The organism is Fontibacillus phaseoli, from assembly GCF_003337355.1.
In the GTDB taxonomy this organism is placed as follows: Bacteria; Bacillota; Bacilli; order Paenibacillales; family Paenibacillaceae; genus Fontibacillus; species Fontibacillus phaseoli.
This window is the reverse complement of sequence record NZ_QPJW01000004.1, coordinates 20,292-38,857: the sequence shown is the minus strand read 5'-3', so window position 1 is coordinate 38,857 and position 18,566 is coordinate 20,292. Positions and strand designations below refer to the sequence as shown.

Annotated in this window: 16 protein-coding genes; 3 read left to right on the top strand and 13 right to left on the bottom strand. The window is 49.2% G+C overall.

What is annotated here, in order from left to right:
- Position 1: 1 nt before the first annotated feature.
- The 3 genes from DFP94_RS12805 to DFP94_RS12795 all read right to left on the bottom strand — a co-directional run bounded on the left by DFP94_RS12805 (position 2) and on the right by DFP94_RS12795 (position 3,438).
- Complete coding sequence (locus tag DFP94_RS12805; RefSeq protein ID WP_114496868.1) at positions 2 to 1,531, bottom strand: DUF3502 domain-containing protein; 1,530 nt, start codon at positions 1,529 to 1,531, stop codon at positions 2 to 4.
- A gap of 78 nt (positions 1,532 to 1,609) precedes the next feature.
- Positions 1,610 to 2,488, bottom strand: a complete 879-nt coding sequence (locus DFP94_RS12800) for a carbohydrate ABC transporter permease (RefSeq protein WP_114496867.1) — start codon at positions 2,486 to 2,488, stop codon at positions 1,610 to 1,612.
- An 11-nt stretch (positions 2,489 to 2,499) separates the two neighbouring features.
- Positions 2,500 to 3,438: an ABC transporter permease gene (locus tag DFP94_RS12795; protein ID WP_114496866.1), complete on the bottom strand. Its 939-nt coding sequence runs from the start codon at positions 3,436 to 3,438 to the stop codon at positions 2,500 to 2,502.
- Between the two features lie 276 nt (positions 3,439 to 3,714).
- Here DFP94_RS12795 and DFP94_RS12790 point away from each other — a divergent pair, with 276 nt between their 5' ends.
- Positions 3,715 to 6,030: a helix-turn-helix transcriptional regulator gene (locus tag DFP94_RS12790; protein WP_181873137.1), complete on the top strand. Its 2,316-nt coding sequence runs from the start codon at positions 3,715 to 3,717 to the stop codon at positions 6,028 to 6,030.
- Between the two features lie 167 nt (positions 6,031 to 6,197).
- On the opposite strand, the gene DFP94_RS12785 is transcribed toward DFP94_RS12790, so the two are convergent.
- The 4 genes from DFP94_RS12785 to DFP94_RS12770 form a co-directional block, all read right to left on the bottom strand.
- Positions 6,198 to 7,256 carry a Gfo/Idh/MocA family protein gene (locus DFP94_RS12785; protein ID WP_245954789.1) on the bottom strand — a complete coding sequence of 353 codons (1,059 nt, stop codon included), beginning with the start codon at positions 7,254 to 7,256 and terminating at the stop codon, positions 6,198 to 6,200.
- Positions 7,257 to 7,278: 22 nt separating this feature from the next.
- Positions 7,279 to 8,247: a sugar phosphate isomerase/epimerase family protein gene (locus tag DFP94_RS12780; RefSeq protein ID WP_114496863.1), complete on the bottom strand. Its 969-nt coding sequence runs from the start codon at positions 8,245 to 8,247 to the stop codon at positions 7,279 to 7,281.
- A gap of 48 nt (positions 8,248 to 8,295) precedes the next feature.
- Positions 8,296 to 9,372: a Gfo/Idh/MocA family protein gene (locus DFP94_RS12775; RefSeq protein ID WP_114496862.1), complete on the bottom strand. Its 1,077-nt coding sequence runs from the start codon at positions 9,370 to 9,372 to the stop codon at positions 8,296 to 8,298.
- 68 nt (positions 9,373 to 9,440) lie between these two features.
- A complete protein-coding gene (locus tag DFP94_RS12770) occupies positions 9,441 to 10,331 on the bottom strand; it encodes an AraC family transcriptional regulator (protein ID WP_114496861.1) in 891 nt (296 codons plus the stop codon).
- 396 nt (positions 10,332 to 10,727) lie between these two features.
- On the opposite strand from DFP94_RS12770, the gene DFP94_RS12765 reads away from it, so the two are divergent.
- Entirely contained in the window at positions 10,728 to 11,027 is a 300-nt protein-coding gene (locus tag DFP94_RS12765; RefSeq protein ID WP_114496860.1) for an MFS transporter, read from the top strand.
- A gap of 298 nt (positions 11,028 to 11,325) precedes the next feature.
- On the opposite strand, the gene DFP94_RS12760 is transcribed toward DFP94_RS12765, so the two are convergent.
- The 4 genes from DFP94_RS12760 to DFP94_RS12750 all read right to left on the bottom strand — a co-directional run bounded on the left by DFP94_RS12760 (position 11,326) and on the right by DFP94_RS12750 (position 14,468).
- Positions 11,326 to 12,357 (bottom strand): right-handed parallel beta-helix repeat-containing protein, encoded by a 1,032-nt coding sequence (locus tag DFP94_RS12760; protein WP_245954787.1) that lies wholly within the window; start codon positions 12,355 to 12,357, stop codon positions 11,326 to 11,328.
- Complete coding sequence (locus DFP94_RS26055; protein ID WP_245954784.1) at positions 12,347 to 12,790, bottom strand: DUF1565 domain-containing protein; 444 nt, start codon at positions 12,788 to 12,790, stop codon at positions 12,347 to 12,349. The genes DFP94_RS12760 and DFP94_RS26055 overlap by 11 nt, the downstream gene beginning before the upstream one ends.
- A 128-nt stretch (positions 12,791 to 12,918) precedes the next feature.
- Entirely contained in the window at positions 12,919 to 13,737 is an 819-nt protein-coding gene (locus DFP94_RS12755) for a TrmH family RNA methyltransferase (RefSeq protein ID WP_114496859.1), read from the bottom strand.
- A gap of 56 nt (positions 13,738 to 13,793) precedes the next feature.
- The gene (locus tag DFP94_RS12750) at positions 13,794 to 14,468 is read right to left on the bottom strand and encodes a potassium channel family protein (protein ID WP_114496858.1); all 675 of its coding nucleotides are present in this window, start codon (positions 14,466 to 14,468) and stop codon (positions 13,794 to 13,796) included.
- A gap of 125 nt (positions 14,469 to 14,593) precedes the next feature.
- On the opposite strand from DFP94_RS12750, the gene sspI reads away from it, so the two are divergent.
- Entirely contained in the window at positions 14,594 to 14,827 is a 234-nt protein-coding gene (sspI, locus tag DFP94_RS12745; RefSeq protein WP_114496857.1) for a small acid-soluble spore protein SspI, read from the top strand.
- A 102-nt stretch (positions 14,828 to 14,929) separates the two neighbouring features.
- On the opposite strand, the gene DFP94_RS12740 is transcribed toward sspI, so the two are convergent.
- Together DFP94_RS12740 and zwf are read right to left on the bottom strand one after the other, a co-directional pair.
- A complete protein-coding gene (locus DFP94_RS12740) occupies positions 14,930 to 16,513 on the bottom strand; it encodes a peptide chain release factor 3 (RefSeq protein WP_114496856.1) in 1,584 nt (527 codons plus the stop codon).
- Between the two features lie 369 nt (positions 16,514 to 16,882).
- Positions 16,883 to 18,430, bottom strand: coding sequence for a glucose-6-phosphate dehydrogenase (gene zwf / locus DFP94_RS12735; RefSeq protein ID WP_114496855.1), 1,548 nt, complete (start codon positions 18,428 to 18,430; stop codon positions 16,883 to 16,885).
- Positions 18,431 to 18,566 lie beyond the last annotated feature (136 nt).

The window sequence follows — 18,566 nt, the reverse complement described above, 5'->3', positions numbered from 1 at the left end:
GCTATTTGCCGGATATTACAGCATCGATTTGGGCCTGAATTTCATCGATGACCTTTTGACCGCCCACGCCCATGATTTTGTCTTCCAGCATCGCCTTGCCTTTGTCCGCCGACAGCAAGCCCTGGCAAAGCGGCAGGAACACGGAGTCGTGGAACGGCGTGATTTTAGCATATTCGGTTTTAACTTTATCTGCGTCAAAAGTAAACCCTGCAGTCGGACTAAGCGCAAAGTTAGCCGGGTCGGCGGAGAAATCGAACCACTTCTTGTCGTCCGCCGTCATCGTATCCGGTGTGCGGTTGAGCGTCGGACGCCAAGTCAGCGTATACCCCGGGAAGGAGTACCCCGAAAGCGCCTTATAACTCGTATCGCCCACAGGCTCCCAGTCCTTCCCTTGGACCCCGTATTCCATCAAATCGTGATTTTCTTTGATCGATAGCCAGTTCATGACATCCATAGCCAGGTCGGCGTGCTTCGAGGAAGCGGGAACGCAAAGGAAATTCCATTGTTGGAAGGCGGTATACGGCTTGGCTTGATCACCGTTCGGCACGAAGACCTCCAGTTTGTCGCTGCCATCCTTCAACATCTCAGCATATTTCAGCCCTTCCACACCGTCGGCCGCATAATAGGTAGCGGCGTATTTGCCCTGTTTGAACAACGTTTCGGCATTTTGCTCCTGGGCGATGTTTTTGGACAATATGCCGTCTTTATAGTACTTGGTAACGCGTTCAAAAGCATCCGCGATCATAGGGCTCTCCCATTGTCCGACGACTTTCTTGTCTTTGGTGGAATAGGCGAACATATTGACGCCGATTTCGAGCACTTCATCCTGCGACATATTGGCGGAATCGCTCAGGATAAACGGCAATTTGTCCGCTTTGATCCCGTTAATAACAAATGGCTTGATGTCCTTTTCGTTTTCCTTGACCGCATAGAAGAACTTCTCCAGATCGTCCAGCGTCTTCAGCTCGGGCAATCCGTATTTCTCGCGCAAATCCTTGCGGATCAGTAAGCCGTATACCGATCCTTGCGTGGTACCGAGCGGAATGCCCATAATTTTGCCGCCGAATTTGTTGTATTCCCACATTTCGTCGGGAATGGATGCCTTCAGCTCCGGCCGCTCCTCTACCATAGCGTCCAACGCTTGGAGCGAATTACTGGCGATCATCTGGTTCATAGACAACCATGGCGCATCCAGGTACATGTCGAAATCCTCGCCGGCGGACATTTTAACCGCTACCGTGTTTCCGTAATCCGACCACGGGAGAAAGTTGATATTCAGCGAGGCACCGACGTTGTCCGTTTTTAATTTGTCATTGACGGCCTGTAGCACCTCATCGAAACCCACCGGTTTATCCCCCGGAAGATAGGCCTTCAACTCCACGATTTTCTTCACTGCGTTGGAAGCGGAGTCGGCACCCGGATTGGTGCTGCCTGGCTCTGCTTTCCCGCCGTTGCCTCCGCAACCAGCCAGCAGCAGCGCTGAGGCCAATACCGTAGCCATGGCCGTGCCAAATATTTTTTTGAATTTCATTTTGTTATCCTCCCTTTTAAGTATGAATCATTCATCTATGCTTAACCGGAAGATTCCGGTTAAAGCCGGAATCTTCGGTTACCCTTTCACGGCCCCTACCGTGAGGCCTTTAACAAAATATTTTTGCAGCATCGGGTACAACAGGATGATGGGGCCGATCGTCAGAACGGTCGTCGCCATACGAACGCCGTAAGTCGGCGGCGTGACTGCGATAGCAGCGCCTGAAGGAATCAAGTTTTTGGCAGCCTCCATATTGGATACCATCCGCCGCAGAATCAACTGTAGCGGAAATAATTTTTCATTATCGACAAACATGAGTCCCATAAACCAGTCATTCCAATAGTTTAGGGCATAGAACAGACCGACGGAAGCCAGGATCGGCTTTGAGATCGGCAGAATGATCTGAAAGAATATTCTCACTTCGTTCGCCCCGTCGATCCGGGCGGCTTCCTCCAATTCTTCGGGAACGGTGCGGAAGAAGCTGACCAGCAGAAATACGAGAAAAGGCTGACATAACATTGTAAGAATAAGCACCCAGACGGTATTTTGCAAATGCAGCCACTGGCTGACTACGATATAGAATGGAATAATGCCTCCCGAGAACAGCATGGGCAGATAGCAGAAGAGCAGGAAAGGCGTCTTCAGGACATTCCGCTTATTCGCTAAAGAGTAGGCCAGCATGGCCGAAATGCAAAGCGCGCTTACCGCCCCGACGGCGGTGACCAGAACTGTCACTTGATAGCCGCTAAACAATACATCCGACTGGAGTACCGCCTTGTACGCGGCCAAAGAAAACTTCTGCGGGAATAAGGTATACCCATGCGCGATCAGTTCGCCCTCATCGGTAAAAGAACCGATGACCATCAGCAGGAAGGGGAACAGACAGAATATGGTGAACAATAGAATGATCGTATAGGCGGTCACCGAAAAAATCCGGTCCGAAACACTCTGTCTCATCGTTTAGCCTCCTAAAATAATGCGGATTCTTTAGATAACTTGCGGGTAACCCAGTTGGCGATGATCACGAAAGTCAGGCCCATCACCGATTGGAACAGCCCGACCGCCGAGGACATCCCAAAATCGTGTAATTGTCTCATCGAGCGGAACACGAAGGTATCGATAACATCGGTTGTTGGATACAGCAGGGAGTTGTCCCCGATAATGGCATAGATCATAGCAAAATCCCCGTTGAAGATCCGGCCTACGGCAAGCAACGTCATAATCATGATGGTTGGCACCAGCAACGGCAGGGTGATGCGGGACATAATCTGCAGCTTGGAAGCTCCGTCGATTCGGGCCGCCTCATATAAGTCCTCCGAGATGCCGGTAATCGCCGCCAGGAAGATAATCGAGAGATATCCCGCTCCCTGCCATACCCGAATCACAGTAAGGATTGTGGGCCACAACTTCGACTCGAACATCCAGTTGACCGGCTCCATACCGATATTTTGCAGCCAAGCGTTGATCATCGGCTCTTCCCCACCGAACATCGACTGAACAATCATCCCAACCACGATCCAGGACATGAAATAAGGCAGGAAGATGAGAGATTGCGAGATTCTCTTAAAATATTTATTGCGAATTTCATTGAACATTAGCGCGATAAGCACGGCGGCGACTGTCGTAAAGAAGATAAACAGCGCGTTCAATACCAACGTGTTGCGCAGGACGGTCCAAAAGTCATCCGAGGTGAAGAAATAATCAAAGTTTTTGAAGCCTACCCACTCGCTTCCCGTAATCCCCTTGGAGAAGTCGTAGTCCTTGAATGCAATTATGATCCCGTAGATGGGAAGATAACTGAATATGAGGAAAAACAGCAGGCCAGGTACGGCCATCGCGTATAGGAAAGGATTTCGAGCGATTTGTTTTAGCTTGGATCCTCTCCCTTTGTTTCTATCGTACTGCATGGTTTCTAATACCCCCTTGTGTGTCAAAATTCGGTTGTGAGTTTAAATATCGGTTTCCAGTGTTTCAGCTTCTGCGATCCGATGTCGTCACCATAACAAGCCTGCCTTTAGGAAGGCAATTCCGGCAAACTCGGATTCTTCCCGCAAGCACGGATTTTGCATTTTCCCAAAAACATCACTTTTCCAAAAATGAACGATTCTGCTGACGGAAGCCCGCAATATGCTACAATAAATCTGCACTTAACAAAGAGAGAGATAAGTAACGGGGGTACCGGTATGTCGAGATTCAGCTTTCCGCTCCTAGCCTCATTCAAGAAGCATCCGACCTATATGAAAATCATTTTTTATTTTGTCGGCGCAAATGTGCTTGTCTTGGCCATCTCCTTTCTGCTGCTGTACTGGCAGTCCTCAAAAACGCTGCTGAAGGAAATCGGAGACCATTCCGAATCGCTTCTGCTTAATAGCGCTCGAAATACGGCCGGGCTGATGGAATGGTCCCTGGATTACAGCTATGCTTCAAGCAACGTCGGCGAGCTGAAGGTGTATGCGCTTTCGGATCATTACACGGATTTTGAGACTTATACGGTATGGAGCCGATTAGGGGAGATCAAAAACGCCAACCCCGCGATCGATTCGGTCTACCTGATCAACGACTACACCGACACGGTGGTGGATTCCCGGCTAGGCGTAAATGACACCGCTACTTTTTATGATCAGGATATCCTGAAGCGGTTGCGCGATTCGAAGCTGGCGGAGCGGGCCGTTCCCTTACCCAGAACTTTGACGCTTCCCCTAAACGGGGAGGCCGCCAAAGATGTCATCACCATCGTCAGGCTGTATGAAAAGGGCAGCTCCATTTCCGCCTTCGTCATGAATGTGGATACCGATAAATTAATGAACCTGCTCCAAAACAATTCGAATTATCCGAATCGGCAGGTGACGGTATTGAATGACCGGAATGAAAAGGTGTTCAGCACGGCCCGCCTTAGCAGCGAGCAGATTTCGGAGCTTGGCCATCAGGGGGAGCAAAGAAAGAGCGGCTGGGAGCTGTTTAAACCCCATGGCCAAGACGAGCAGCTTATGGTTTACTCGACGGCTTCAATTAAGGGGATTCAGGACTGGACGTTCATTGAGAGTATTCCGAAGGCTGTCATTCTGGGCCGGATTTCCGTACTCCGCAACGTCAGTCTCTTCTTGTTTTTGGTCTTATTCCTCGCTTCGCTGACGGTCATCATCCTGATCTCCAAACGGGTGTATTCCCCCATTCAGGAATTGGTCGGCAGCGTCATGCGGCAGTATCGGGCCGAGCAGCTCGGGGATCGGAAGTCGAGGGACGAACTTGATTATTTATCCAGCGTCTTTACGGCCCAAAAGGAACAGATCGATGAATTGACCGAGCAGTGGCGGCATAACAAAATCCTCGGCAGGGAGCGGTTTCTGCGCGAATTTTTGGGGGATGAAGCCCGCTCTCCCGCTGAAGTCCGCCGACATTTCAAGGAGTGGGAGATTGATCTTCCGGAAGAAAATTTGTCCGTTGCAATCTTTCGGATAGACCGCTTTCCGGAGTTTACGGAGACGTATTCGGAGAAAGATCGCCGTCTGCTCCGCTTCGCAATGGCGAATATTGTTCGGGAGTCGCTGCAAGCCTCGGATCACCGACTGCAAACGGTCGATATGGGGAACGACCATATCGCCGTAGTACTGTCCGCGGCAGCATCTTCCCCCGATTTCGCGGAGAAGCTGCGCGGATCGCAGGATCTTCTGCAACAGTACTTGTCGATTGGAACGAGCATAGCCTGGGGCAGAACGCTCTATAACCTGACCGACATGCACGAGGGATATTTGGAAACCTACGAATTGACGCAGGAGCGATTCCGGTTTGGACACGGGGCGTTGATTCTAAAGAACGAGTTGTCCGGCGCTCCCGGCGTGCTGTTCCATCTTCCGCTGGAGAAGGAGCGTCAAATGGCGCAAGCGATCCAGAAAGGGAACCGGGATACTGTACTGCAGATCATGGCTTTTGCCGTAGAAACATTGAGGGACCTGCCCTATTTTGAGTGTAAAATGTCGTTGATCACTTTATTTAGCGACATGCGCCGGCTGATGCAGGATCAGTTTCATCAGCCTCTGCCCAGCTCATGGGGGCTGACTTCGCTCGAAAATCAGATTATTAGGTTGGAGACGCTCGAAAATGTGGCCCGCTGGATGGAAAAACTACTGGATAAAACGCTGGAGGACATCGCGGCTACCCGCAGCCTGTCCAGAAATGCGGTGTTGATCGAGCAGGTGGAACGTCTGATCGGGGAACGGCTCAATGATCCCAATCTCTCCTCCAAAATGCTGGCCGATGAGTTGGGGTTGTCCGTGAACTATTTGCGCAGCTTATATAAAGCGGAGACGAACCGATCGATCACCGATACGATTTCGGAGAGACGGCTGGATCTTATATGCCGGGAACTGCTGGTTTCCGATTCGCCGATCGAGCCGATCATCCAAAATTATGGGTTTTCCTCGTTGAATACCTTTTACTCTGTTTTTAAAAAGACGTACGGAATAACTCCGGCCCAATATCGGAGAGCGCATAAGAAATAGATGAGTAATAGAAAAACCCGAACAAGAGTCAAGGCAAATGCCTGAAACTTGTTCGGGTTTATTCGAATTTAGGAATGTAAAAAATGAGAGGATGTCCAAGAAAAATAAACGAATTAAAAAGATCCTTTGAAGAAGAAAGCTCCTGCCCTTCCCCTATATGACGCACTTTAAATACTTCTATGGATCACGCTTTTGGTTTCCGCCGTCTCAAAAATCATCTCAATTAGTACTAGTACACGGTGTACTTCCTCGTTCTTTACCGCAGGCTCCGTCTTTCCTTCGATAACGGAAACAAAGTTAGTATAGAAGGTCTGCGCCGCAGGGGCCGGTTTCTCAATCGGAAGCGTAAGCGTGGACTCCTCGGACGGCGGCGCCATCGTCTTAGTCAACCCCTGGCCCGCTTGGATCGGCTTCGGCTCTATATGCGCGACCTCCGGATTCCGGGTGATGATCTCCCCGCTCAAATCCCAATCCTTGATCACCGCTGTACCTTCCGTACCTTTGATATACCAGCGCGGCAGCTTCACGTAATTGGTCGTTCCCACTTCAATGAACGCCGTCAAACCATCCTTGAACTTAATATAGCTTGTAAAACCGTCATCCACTTCGGTTCCCAAAACATAACTTAAGGTTGCGGCGACGCTTTCGATCGGGCTGTCCGTAATCAGAAGCAACTGGTCCAGTAGATGCACGCCCCAATCCAGCAACATGCCTCCGCCGTAAGCCTTCAGTTGGCGCCAGTCGCCGGGAATGCCGTTGGCTCCCTGAACCCGGGATTCCAAATGAAACAGTTCTCCCAAAGTCTTTTTTTCGATTATCTCTTTGGCAATCCGGAAATCTTCATCCCAGCGGCGATTTTGGTGCACCGTAAACACGCGGTTCTTCTGATTCGCCACTTCGACGATATCCATAAAATCAGAACTCGTTATCGTAACCGGCTTTTCGCAAATCACGTGTTTGCCGGCCTGGAGGGCTTTGATCGCAATCTCTTTGTGAACGTCGTTAGGCGTGGCGATCAAAACCACATCCACGGACTCATCGTCCAGAACGGCGTCCAAACTTGGATAGGCTTTATGGCCGCCGGCTTTGGCCAGTTCCATCCGATACTCCACGATATCGTGTACGCCGATAACGGCAACCTGCGGCTCGGACTCCATCAACTGGCCATGATAACTACCCATGCCCCCGTAGCCGATAATAGCCACATTGTATATCCGATCATCCATTGACAATCCCCTTTTCTTTGATTTAGGCCCACCACATACCGGTCGGCTGTTCACGGATCAGAATCGATTGCAGATTGGTTACCGCACGGTTGAATCCTTCGTCTATGGACATCAAAGGATCCTCATGTTCAATGCTGATTACATAATCATATCCGTAAATCCGCAGAGCGCTGATTATGTCGGACCACTCGGTCATGCTGTGACCGCAGCCAACGGAACGGAAAGTCCATGCCCGGTTTTGTACATCCTCGTAGGGCTGCATATCCAGCAAACCGTACATGTTGATATTGTCCTGATCCAAATAAGTATCCTTGGCATGAAAATGATGAATCGCGCCGGCTTTGCCCAATATTTTGATTGCACCTACCGGATCGATACCTTGCCACCACAGGTGACTTGGATCCAGATTTACGCCAATCGCTTCGCAGGTCTCTTCCCGTAACTTCAGGATCGTATATGGTGAATGGCACAAAAATCCGCCATGCAATTCGATACCTATTTTCACATGATGCTCTTCCGCAAACTTACCGATTTCCTTCCAATATGGAATAAGCTTATTCTCCCACTGCCATTTCTTAATGTCGCTATATACAGTTGGCCATGGAATAACAGGCCAGTTCGGAGCTTTCGCGTCCTCACTATCTCCGGCAGTACCCGAGAATGTATTCACGACAGGCACTCCCATAAGGGAGGCCAGCTTAATAGATTTCCGCAAAATTTCATCTCCTGCCCGCGCCTCGACGGGATCCGGAGAAATCGGGTTGTTATGGCAGCTGAAAGCGCTGATGATCAAACCCCGACGTTCAAATTTCTCAAGATAGGCCTTTCGCTTCTCTTCACTCTCAAGTAATTCATCTGTAGGACAATGCGCATTTCCCGGGTTGCCCCCGGAACCGATCTCAACGGCATCCAAACCAGCAGAAGCTAACTTATCCAGCATTTCATCTAACGTCAAATTAGAAAATAACGGATCAAAAACTCCCAGTTTCATCGTACATTCCTCTCTTTATTCAAAAATAATGATTGGTTTATTTAGCGATTAATCGAAATATACAGGTTGTCCGGTTTCGGACGATTTATAGATAGCTTCCAAGATCCGTGTTACCACAAGCGCTTCCTCCGGCTTAACGACAGGTTCCTTATCGTTCAAAATGCAGTCGATCCACTGGGAAGCTTCGGCCAAGGCCGGATCATCCTGAGCTCCGTCGTAAAAATCGACCCCATCGGCGCCCAATTCAATATGCTGCGTATACGTCTTGCCGAAGTTTTCCCCGTTGATGCGCAGCCCGTTTTCCATGTCCGCGCCGCCTTCGGTTCCGCAAAGGACCGTTTTTGCTTCACCTACATCAAGCGTATTTAGAGCCCAGCTTGCTTCAAGCACAATGGTCGCACCGTTTTCCATCGTAATAAACCCGATGGCCGAGTCCTCAACCGTAAACTTCTGCGGGTCCCATGGGCCCCAAGCATTCGCGGCGTTCTTTTTGCCGGACAGCTTGTGATAAGCATTTCCCACGGCATATTTAGGTTTGTAATTATTCATCATCCACAGCGTCAGATCCAGCGCATGGGTTCCGATATCGATCAACGGACCTCCGCCCTGCGCTTCTTCATCCAGAAAAACGCCCCAGGTCGGAACCGCGCGCCGCCGGATTGCCTTGGCTCTGGCATAATAAATTTCTCCCAGTCCTTCTTGTTCGCACACCTTGTGCAAATAGTCCGAATCGCTTCTGAACCGGTTTTGATAGCCGATCGTCAGCTTTTTGCCGGTCCGTTTGGAGGCATCGATCATCGCTTGCGCTTCTTCTGTCGTTTTGGCCATCGGTTTCTCGCACATCACGTGCTTTCCTGCTTCCATGGCGGCTATCGAAATTTCCGCATGGGAAATATTCGGCGTACACACATGAATGACGTCTATAGTTGTATCCTTTAACAATTCTTTGTAATCCCTGTATACCGCGGAGCTTTCACTTCCAAAATCCGCTTTTGCCTGCTCGGCGCGTTCAGGAACTATGTCGCAAAACGCAACCATGCTTACTTCGTTTAATTTCTTCAAAGCAGGCATATGTTTACCGTTCGCGATACCGCCGCAGCCGATAATTCCAATTTTTAATGTCATTTCTTTCTCATTCCTCCACTTGTTTGTTTCTTAACTCTATAATACAAATCTAGCCGCATGCTTTCTTCCTAAGTTCTTGCCGTTTTATTCCCGGATATTGTCCTCCGGTATTTTAAGGGCGATGTTCCCGTGGCATTCTTAAAAAAGTGATGGAACGTTTTCACGCTGCTGAAGCCCGCAGCCTCCGCCACCTCGGTCATCGGATTGTCTTCATTCAGCAGAATCCATTTGGCTTTATTCAATCGATATTCATTCAGAAATGTAACGAAGGTCATTCCCGTATTCTTCTTAAACAACTTGGCGAAATAATAGGGGCTAAAGCCCATATATTCGGCCACGCTTTTTAACGAAACCGCTTCCTGATAATGATGCTCCACATATTCGAAAATACGTTCCAGCTTCCAAAGCGTCCCTTTGGACTGGCTCACAGTCTTCTCCGAGATCCGGGATCGGCGTGGTGTCGTACTTCTCGGTACTTCCCTTAGAATCAGCGTCAGCATTTCAAAAAGTTTGGCTTTGATGATATAGGCATATCCCTCTTCGCGGTCAGTCTCTTCCTCATATACGCTTTTAATCAGCGAAAGCATTTTGGCGGCCGTCTCTTCAGGCCAATTCCAGCTCGATTGCTCCATCTCCGTAAATACGTCTCTAAGCGGGCGTTCCTGGCCGCTTAACACGGACACCTCCTGAAAAAAGCTCAAATCAAACTGAATGACGACCCGCTCGCTGTCGGGAGAAGCCAAAAAATAATGGACATCCCCGCCATTAATGAATTGGACCTCCCCTTGTTTCATGCGGATGGAAGTATCGTTAATTCCCAGTTCCAAGCTTCCTTGGGTCACATAAATGATTTCAATCTCCTTATGCCAGTGGGGATAAACAAGGACGTCGCCTTTATTAATAAAACTGCGGAAAGGAAAATGCTTGTCAAGTTGCGGGATTTCCAAATACAAACTCATTTCCGTTCTCCTTTAAAAAAAATGTAAAACCAACGGGAATTTCAAAAAAATCTCAATTCAAGAGTATTTCCGAGCACAAGATCACCATGCGGAAAGGCTTCCTTAATGGTGAACATCCTCTTTCCTCCCATTATAACATTTAGAATATTTATTTCGCGGAGAGGCCGAAGAGGCCTTACCCCATTTCTCTTTACGGCACGGATGAGGGAAGCCTAAGACCCTCTATTTATGTTTTCTCTCTTCGGGCTTCCCTCTATTTCTTCGCCATCATCAATGCGATAAACGTTTGCTGCTATTCTATTCTTCATTCCGTCGATGCCAGTAAAAGAAAAACTTGCGTACAGTTCCCAATTAAGGGTGCTACGTAAAACCGTCGCATGGATTAGTATTATTACCATGATTGTATTGAATGCAGGTATGTACGCTACTTTCAGTTTTTTTGCTGAGTTCTTAGATGGAATCACTGGCATGTCCGGGAAACAAATTAGCTTTATGTTGTTGGTTTTTGGGGCAACTGGTTTAATTGGAAATATTTTATCGGGTGTATTACTGCACAAACGCGCTATGCAAACTGCATTGGTCTATCCGGTTGTCTTCGGGCTTTTATATCTGCTGATCTTTACATTGGGGGAATTATTCCATACCTATGACCCCATTGATCGCGATATGGGGAACGCTGTATACACTCGGTCTTAACATTTGTCAGAACTCGATTACTACCGCAGCATCGTTTGGGAAATCAGTGAATAAGAAATATTGGAATTTCCAGGGGCACAACGCTTAATCGAATTTCAAATTGATGGAGTCATACAGACAGAACAAGCCATTCCTTTTAAATGGGGCTTGCTGGGTTACTCTCGTCAAAACCCAAGATAATGTTTTATTATCCTTTTGAGTGTGTTCTTCGATAATTAAGCACTCGAATTGAGTTCTTCCCCTTTTCAGCAAAAGGTACCCAGTTCTTGTCCTTGGTTCAGGGCAAGACCGGGTTCTCTCAGTTCAAATCTGAATGCAAATCATTACCTGTCTGTGTCCGATAAGCTCTGAAGTCATCAAATTCTTCACCTTTCCATATCCAATGTGCTTGATTTTTACTGCTATAGTGATTAAAGTCAACTTTATTACCTTCATTTTGGGTGAACTCATTTGTGATCATTAGTCCATCCTCATTCGCTTCGATGTAGTTGTTGCGCAATTCATTGTTCCTTGTGTCGAAGGCCAAATTGATTTCACCGTAACCAAGATGCTTGGAGTTGTTTTCAGTTAACTTATTTTCTTTAATGATGCTATTTTCCGTCCTTCCACGATCTTCGTCATAGCCGCCAAGTGTAATGCCTGCCGCACTATTGTTATAAATGCGGTTAAGTGATACCTCTACATTTGAAGTTACACCTCCGGCATGCTCACTTGCCAGTTCAATCCCAAAGTCATTGTCGTGAATGTTATTGTCGATGATCTTCATATCTTTGCCACCGTCAACATATATACCAGCGGCTGAGTAGTCGTTTCCATATGCGGGATTTCCATAAGAGGAATTATTGTAAACCTGATTTTCTTGAATAACACCGTTTCGTGCCTGATCCTGAACAGGGTTCGGTGCGATACCTTCAAACCCAATGATGTCGATGCCGATGTTGTTGTTATCGTGCACAATGTTCTGCATAACACGAAAACCGTCAACATTTCCATTAATTGCCATTGCTTCGCTGGCTCCCAGCTTCAGGTTGTATAACTCATTTTGGATAATATCAATCTTGTTTATTGAAGCTGCCGAGTTACCGTAAACTGCAATGCCATGTGCATTACCGCCGCCTGCCTTCTGACCCGCGTTTGTCCCCATATCGTGAATGCGATTCCCTATAATTTCAATATTTCTGCCGCTACCGCTCACATGAATGCCGATGGGAGTAACATCAGCGGAACTTGTATTGTAATGACGTATTTCTAGGCCTGTCACGCGTACATAGCTGGCATTGTCAATACTGATAACGCCATTATCAACTTGCTGTACGCCTTTACCTTCCATTATTGCCGTTTGTCCCTTTGCATTGCGCAAAGATATGTAGCCATGGTCCGACGAATCCTGATTTTTCGATGCTTACAGTTTGGTGATATACTCCTTCAAGAAGGATTACGGAACCGCCCGGCTTGACTAATTCGATTGCTTTCTGGATGCTGGCGAGCGGCGCATTCAAAGTCCCCGGATTTGTGTCTTTGCCTTGCGGTGAGACATAATAATCCCTTACCTGTGCTTCACCCACCGCTTCCGTAGTCAGTATTCCGGACGAATGAGTTTCCGATTGTTCTATGACAGAATCTATTTCGTCATTAGGAAATATCTTTGCAATGAAGTAAGTCGTACTTACCGACAACAGAATGAGGAAACTAGCCCAAAGAATAATCGATGTAAATTTTTTGCTAATGATACCCACATCCTTTAAACTCAATTCTTTTATCATTCTTCTTCAAAATTTCAAGATCAATATAAAACAAATGGCAGCAAGCCCTTGAATACGAAGGACTTTGATGCCATTTGGTTGTCTCACTCTGATGTTATAAATAGTCTCAAACCATCTTATAATCATTCTCAATTTACGTTATAACTCACAGTCCCCGGCGAAAAATGCCGCTGCCGCAGCGCTTCGTACAGCAGCACCGAGGCGGCCATCGCTACGTTGAGCGATTCCGCGCGGCCGAGCATCGGGATGATGAGGCCGTCGTCCATGAGGCCGCGGACTTCCGGACTGAGGCCGCTTCCTTCGTTGCCGAACAGCAGCCATACCGGCCCGGTGAAGTCGTACGCGTAGCAGTTCACCGCCGCCTGCAGGCTGGTGCCGGCCAGCCGGATGCCGCGAGCCTTGGCCTGCGGCAGCAACTCGTCCAGCTTGCCGTGTACCACCGGCAAGTGAAAGAGCGAGCCCATGGTGGCGCGCAGCACCTTGGGCCCGTAAATGTCGGCGCATCCGGCGCCGACGATGACCCCGTCCGCGCCGACCGCGTCGGCGGTGCGGATAATGGTGCCGACGTTGCCGGGATCCTGCACGCCGTCCAGCACCACCACCAGCCCGCCTGCCGTATCCAGCAGCGGCTGTAAGGCCCCGCCGTCTTTGCGGACGACGGCAAATACCGGCTGCGGCGTCTTCGTATCGCTGCATTTGGCGATGACCGCGGCGGATACGCCGATCCATTCCACATCCAGGCCGGCCGATGCGGCCTCGGCCAGTTCATGGGGAATCCCCGCCTCCGCCTCATAGCAGACGCATTCCATATCAGCCTGCGCCTCCAGCGCTTCCTTGACCAAATGAATGCCTTCGATCAGGTATTTGCCCTGCTTGTCCCGCTGCTTCTTTTCAAGCAGTCCGGCCCATTCCTTCACCCGGGAATTTTGCGGAGACTGTATTTGCATCCATGCTTCATTCCTTTATCCGAAATTGACTAATCCAGCCCTGGTTCCGGCTCGGCTTAACCTTCCGAGTATGCCAGCTCCATTTTCGTCAAGTCGTTCTTCTCACCGACAATGACCAACACATCGCCTTCGGAGAGACGATCGCTGGAGGAAGGCGAAATATTCATCTTCGTTCCGCGCTTGATCGCCATAACATTGCAGCCGAACTTGGCCCGGACGTTCAACTCCTTCAAGTTTTGCCCGATCATCGCCTTCGTAGCGCGCAATTCTACGATGCTGTATTCATCCGACAACTCAATGTAATCGAGGATATTCGGAGAAGTCAGATGATGCGCCACGCGGAGACCCATATCCCGCTCCGGATAAATCACTTTATCCGCGCCGATTTTGTGCAGCACTTTCCCGTGCAGCTCGTTCTGAGCTTTGACTACGATTAACGGCCCGCCCATATCTTTCAGAATGAGGGTCGTAAGGATGCTGGCCTGTATATCTTCCCCGATGGCCACGACGACAACGTCAAAATTGCGAATGCCCAGCGCCCGAAGCGCTTCCTCATCGGTGGAATCGGCCGATACCGCATGCGTCACGATAGTGGATACGGCTTGTGTCTGCAGTTCGTCGGAATCAATCGCGAGTACGTCAAATCCCATGCCGCTGAGCGCTTTAGCCACGCTTAAACCAAACCGCCCCATACCGATTACGGCAAATTGCTTTTTCTCTGTGTGAGCCATGTTTTCACCATCCCGAACATTATGGATTGCTATAGTATATCACAATGTCATTCAAACTTGAATTTTTGCCCGCCCGGCCGGGAAGGTTAAACTTTGGGCAATCACTATTTCAAGGAGGGTTACCGATGCCAATCACCATGAGTTTGCGCGAAGCCGTCCTGCACAAAGTTCACGGCAAGAGTAAGAGCGGAATGCGCGACATGATCGAGGGCTCGATCGACGCTCAGGAAGCCGCCTTGCCGGGTCTAGGTGTAGTATTTGAGGTTATTTGGAAAAACATCGATAATGCCAAGCAGGATGAGTTGCTCTCCGTGCTGCAAGGCGAGTTGGAACAAACCAATCTTACACCGTTGAAATAAGTAATAAGCCCTGTTTCAAAAAAACAAGCCTTCAGCAGACTGTCTTCAGACCGCTGAGAGGCTTGTTTTGTATCTCCGGAAAATGGTAAGGCACAGTCCGCCTCAAGGCGCCATTTCCAAAAATTTCGCATCCGGATTTTTCTCCATCGCCGTACGCATGGCATATTCGTTCTCGAACAAAGCCACATAATTCCCCTTCTTGTCTTTCACGAGCGTGGAATTAATCCGGAATTTGGAAGGGTCGATTTTGTCCGCAACGATCCAACGGGCAAACTGGAACGGCATCCGCTGAAGTACAACATCCACTCCGTATTCGCCCTTCATCCGGTATTCGAATACCTCAAACTGCAGTTGCCCGACAACGCCAAGCAGGGTATCTTCAAAGCCCACGGTCGTGAACACCTGGATGGTCCCTTCTTCCGTCAACTGGTCAATCCCTTTTTGATACTGCTTATGTTTGAGCGCATTTTTAACCGTAACCTTCGCGAATATTTCCGGCGAAAATACCGGCAACTCATCAAATACAATCTCGCTTCCCTGGCTAAGCGAATCCCCGATCCGAAAAATACCGGGATCGAACAACCCGATAATGTCGCCCGGATATGCCTCGCTCACAATATCCCGGTCCTGGGCCAGAAATTGCTGAGGCTGGGACAGCTTGATCTCTTTGCCGGCCCGGACATGCTTGACGGACATCCCGCGCTCGAATTTGCCGGACACGATCCGCAGGAAAGCGATCCGGTCACGGTGAGCCGGGTTCATATTGGCCTGGATCTTGAACACGTAGCCGGAGAATTTTTCGTTCGTCGGCTCAACGTCCCCCGTAGTGCTCCGGCGCGGCTCCGGTTTCGGGGCCAGTTGCAGAAAGTTCTCCAGGAACGTCTGCACGCCGAAATTGTTGACCGCACTGCCGAAGAAAACCGGAGTCAATTCACCGCGCTTCACCTTATCCAGATCGAAAGGATCTCCCGCCACATCCAGCAGCTCCAGATCCTGGCACAACTGGTCATGCAGATAGTCGCCCGCCATTTCGCGGATGACCGCGTCCTCGTATCCATCCACCTTCTTAACCTGAATGTTCGAGTGATCGTCCCCTTGGAACAGCTCCACCTGGTTCTTCATCCGGTCATAAACTCCGCACAACTCCCGGCCCATGCCGATTGGCCAGTTCATCGGCACCGAGCGGATACCGAGCACCTGCTCGATTTCTTCCATCAATTCGAACGGACTGCGGCCTTCGCGGTCCAATTTATTAATGAACGTAAAAATCGGGATTCCCCGCTTGGCACACACCTGGAATAGCTTAATCGTCTGTGCTTCGACGCCTTTGGCGACATCGATCAGCATCACGGCGCTATCCGCGGCGGTCAAAGTACGATACGTATCCTCACTGAAATCCTGGTGGCCCGGCGTATCCAGAATATTGATGCGGTGGCCGTTATAATCAAACTGCATGACGGAAGAAGTTACGGAAATCCCCCGCTGCTTCTCGATTTCCATCCAGTCGCTCGTAGCGTGCTTACTGGCTTTACGGGCCTTCACCGAACCCGCCAAGCGGATGGCCCCCCCGAACAGAAGCAGTTTTTCCGTTAATGTCGTTTTCCCGGCATCCGGGTGGGAGATGATGGCAAATGTTCTCCGTTTATCCACTTCCTGCTGCAGCAGTTGTTCCAATGCTTTGCTCATTCTCACTTTCCTCTCGCTTCTACAAAGTCATGTCTTTTATTGTAACATATTTTGCCGTGTCTTACGCAGTGCCTGTGATATCTATCATTCTCATATATATGTTATAATTTCTAGCGCAAGTTTGGCTGTAAGGGCGGTCGGCTAACCCCCCCGAGAGGGGGTGATGCCCCTGGAGGTCAAAGATGCTATCTCCTTAATGTTCATGTTCGACATGTTCATTTTGGCGCTATAGCTCCTTTTATAACAATATATAAGAGTTGTTCATTCCCCGGTGTTCATTTTACTATAAAAAAAACCGCCTTCGAGTTGAGTAACTCGAAGGCGGCGGCTTTGACTTATTTGAAATGTACTCCATGATTCCGATCCCGCTTACTTGCTGATCCAAATCACGTTATCCTCTTCTTGTCCGTTAACCGGCCACCAATGGAAGCCATCCTTGGCCAACAGATCATGGGCTTCCTGAGGTCCCCACGAACCTGCCGGATATGCGCTGATGTCTCCCGGATTTTGTGCCCAGGCAGCCGCGATCCGGTCAATAAATGCCCAAGCGGTCGCTACTTCGTCCCAGCGGGTAAAGTACGTGGAATCGCCATGAGCCGCATCCAGAATCAGGCGTTCATAGGCCTCCGGAGAGTTAATTCCCACCTGGCAGCTTTGGCAGAATTCCATGGCTAGCGGTTCGATCTTGGAATCGGAGCCCGGCTTCTTCGCATTGATCTTAATGTAGATCCCTTCCATCGGATTAACGCGGATTACGAGCAGATTCGGCTCCAGCGTATGCTTCTGTCCAAGATATACGTTCGTCGGCATTTGCTTGAACTCTACGACGACCTCCGTCGTTTTGACCGGCAGGCGTTTGCCTGTACGGATATAGAACGGTACGCCGGCCCAGCGGAAATTATCGACGAATACTTTTGCCGCGAAATAAGTTTCGGTATTGGAATTCGGGTCCACTTTGTCTTCTTGACGGTAACCCGGAAGCTGCTTGCCTCTGCTTTCGCCCTCCGTATATTGCCCGCGAACGACGTTCTCCTTCACTTCCAGCGGAGTCGCAAAAGGACGCAAGGAGCGGAGAACCTTCACCTTCTCGTCCCGGATATCTTCCGGGAACAACCGGCTAGGCGGCTCCATAGCGATCATCGTCAGCATTTGCAGCATATGGTTCTGGCCCATGTCGCGCAAGGCTCCGGAATGGTCATAATAACCGCCGCGTTCTTCCACACCGACGGTCTCGCTAAGCGTAATTTGAATATTCGCGATATGCTTGTTGTTCCACAACGGTTCAAAGAACGCGTTGGCGAAACGGATGACTTCGATATTTTGAACCATCTCTTTACCGAGATAGTGGTCAATGCGATAAATTTCTTCTTCTTTAAATACCTGATTAAGTTCCTCATTCAGCTTTTGTGCGGAGAGCAAATCGTAACCGAACGGCTTTTCGATGACCAGACGGTGCCAACCGCCGCTGCTGAGCATGCCGCCCTTCTGAAGGTTGAAGGACACGCTGCCGAACAGTTCCGGCGCCAGCGCCAGATAGAACAGCCGGTTACCCGGAATGCCGAAGCGGGATTCTACGGATTCGGTCAGTTCTCGAAGCTCATGATATCCGTCAATATTGTTGATGTCCAGGGATTTATAGGAAAAGTGCTCGGCAAACCGCGTCCAATTCGCGGTATCCTCCACTTTGTACCGGCAAAATTCCTGAATGGAGCGATGGACGTCATCCCGGAATTCTTCTTGCGTGCGCGGACGGCGTGCCACGCCGATTACAGCAAAATCCTCGGCCAGCTTTCCTTCGCGATATAATGAATATATAGCCGGAAAGAGCTTACGGCGTGCCAAATCTCCGGTTGCCCCAAAAATAAAAAATACCGCTCCTGGTGTCTGCAGTGATTCAAGATTTTGATTATCAGCCATGGCTCCTCATTTCTTTCTATGTAATATAGTGTATATTTATTCAATACCCCACCAATGATATGAATTTACACGGCATCACTGGATGTGATGTAATTTTAGCATATTCACTGAAATGATGCCATCATATTCATATCAA

Coding starts and splice junctions, on each gene's coding strand:
- DFP94_RS12805 (WP_114496868.1), bottom strand. CDS start 1,531: ATGAAATTCAAAAAAATATTTGGCACGGCCATGGCTACGGTATTGGCC.
- DFP94_RS12800 (WP_114496867.1), bottom strand. CDS start 2,488: ATGAGACAGAGTGTTTCGGACCGGATTTTTTCGGTGACCGCCTATACG.
- DFP94_RS12795 (WP_114496866.1), bottom strand. CDS start 3,438: ATGCAGTACGATAGAAACAAAGGGAGAGGATCCAAGCTAAAACAAATC.
- DFP94_RS12790 (WP_181873137.1), top strand. CDS start 3,715: ATGTCGAGATTCAGCTTTCCGCTCCTAGCCTCATTCAAGAAGCATCCG.
- DFP94_RS12785 (WP_245954789.1), bottom strand. CDS start 7,256: ATGGATGATCGGATATACAATGTGGCTATTATCGGCTACGGGGGCATG.
- DFP94_RS12780 (WP_114496863.1), bottom strand. CDS start 8,247: ATGAAACTGGGAGTTTTTGATCCGTTATTTTCTAATTTGACGTTAGAT.
- DFP94_RS12775 (WP_114496862.1), bottom strand. CDS start 9,372: ATGACATTAAAAATTGGAATTATCGGCTGCGGCGGTATCGCGAACGGT.
- DFP94_RS12770 (WP_114496861.1), bottom strand. CDS start 10,331: ATGAGTTTGTATTTGGAAATCCCGCAACTTGACAAGCATTTTCCTTTC.
- DFP94_RS12765 (WP_114496860.1), top strand. CDS start 10,728: ATGATTGTATTGAATGCAGGTATGTACGCTACTTTCAGTTTTTTTGCT.
- DFP94_RS12760 (WP_245954787.1), bottom strand. CDS start 12,357: ATGGAAGGTAAAGGCGTACAGCAAGTTGATAATGGCGTTATCAGTATT.
- DFP94_RS26055 (WP_245954784.1), bottom strand. CDS start 12,790: ATGATAAAAGAATTGAGTTTAAAGGATGTGGGTATCATTAGCAAAAAA.
- DFP94_RS12755 (WP_114496859.1), bottom strand. CDS start 13,737: ATGCAAATACAGTCTCCGCAAAATTCCCGGGTGAAGGAATGGGCCGGA.
- DFP94_RS12750 (WP_114496858.1), bottom strand. CDS start 14,468: ATGGCTCACACAGAGAAAAAGCAATTTGCCGTAATCGGTATGGGGCGG.
- sspI (WP_114496857.1), top strand. CDS start 14,594: ATGCCAATCACCATGAGTTTGCGCGAAGCCGTCCTGCACAAAGTTCAC.
- DFP94_RS12740 (WP_114496856.1), bottom strand. CDS start 16,513: ATGAGCAAAGCATTGGAACAACTGCTGCAGCAGGAAGTGGATAAACGG.
- zwf (WP_114496855.1), bottom strand. CDS start 18,430: ATGGCTGATAATCAAAATCTTGAATCACTGCAGACACCAGGAGCGGTA.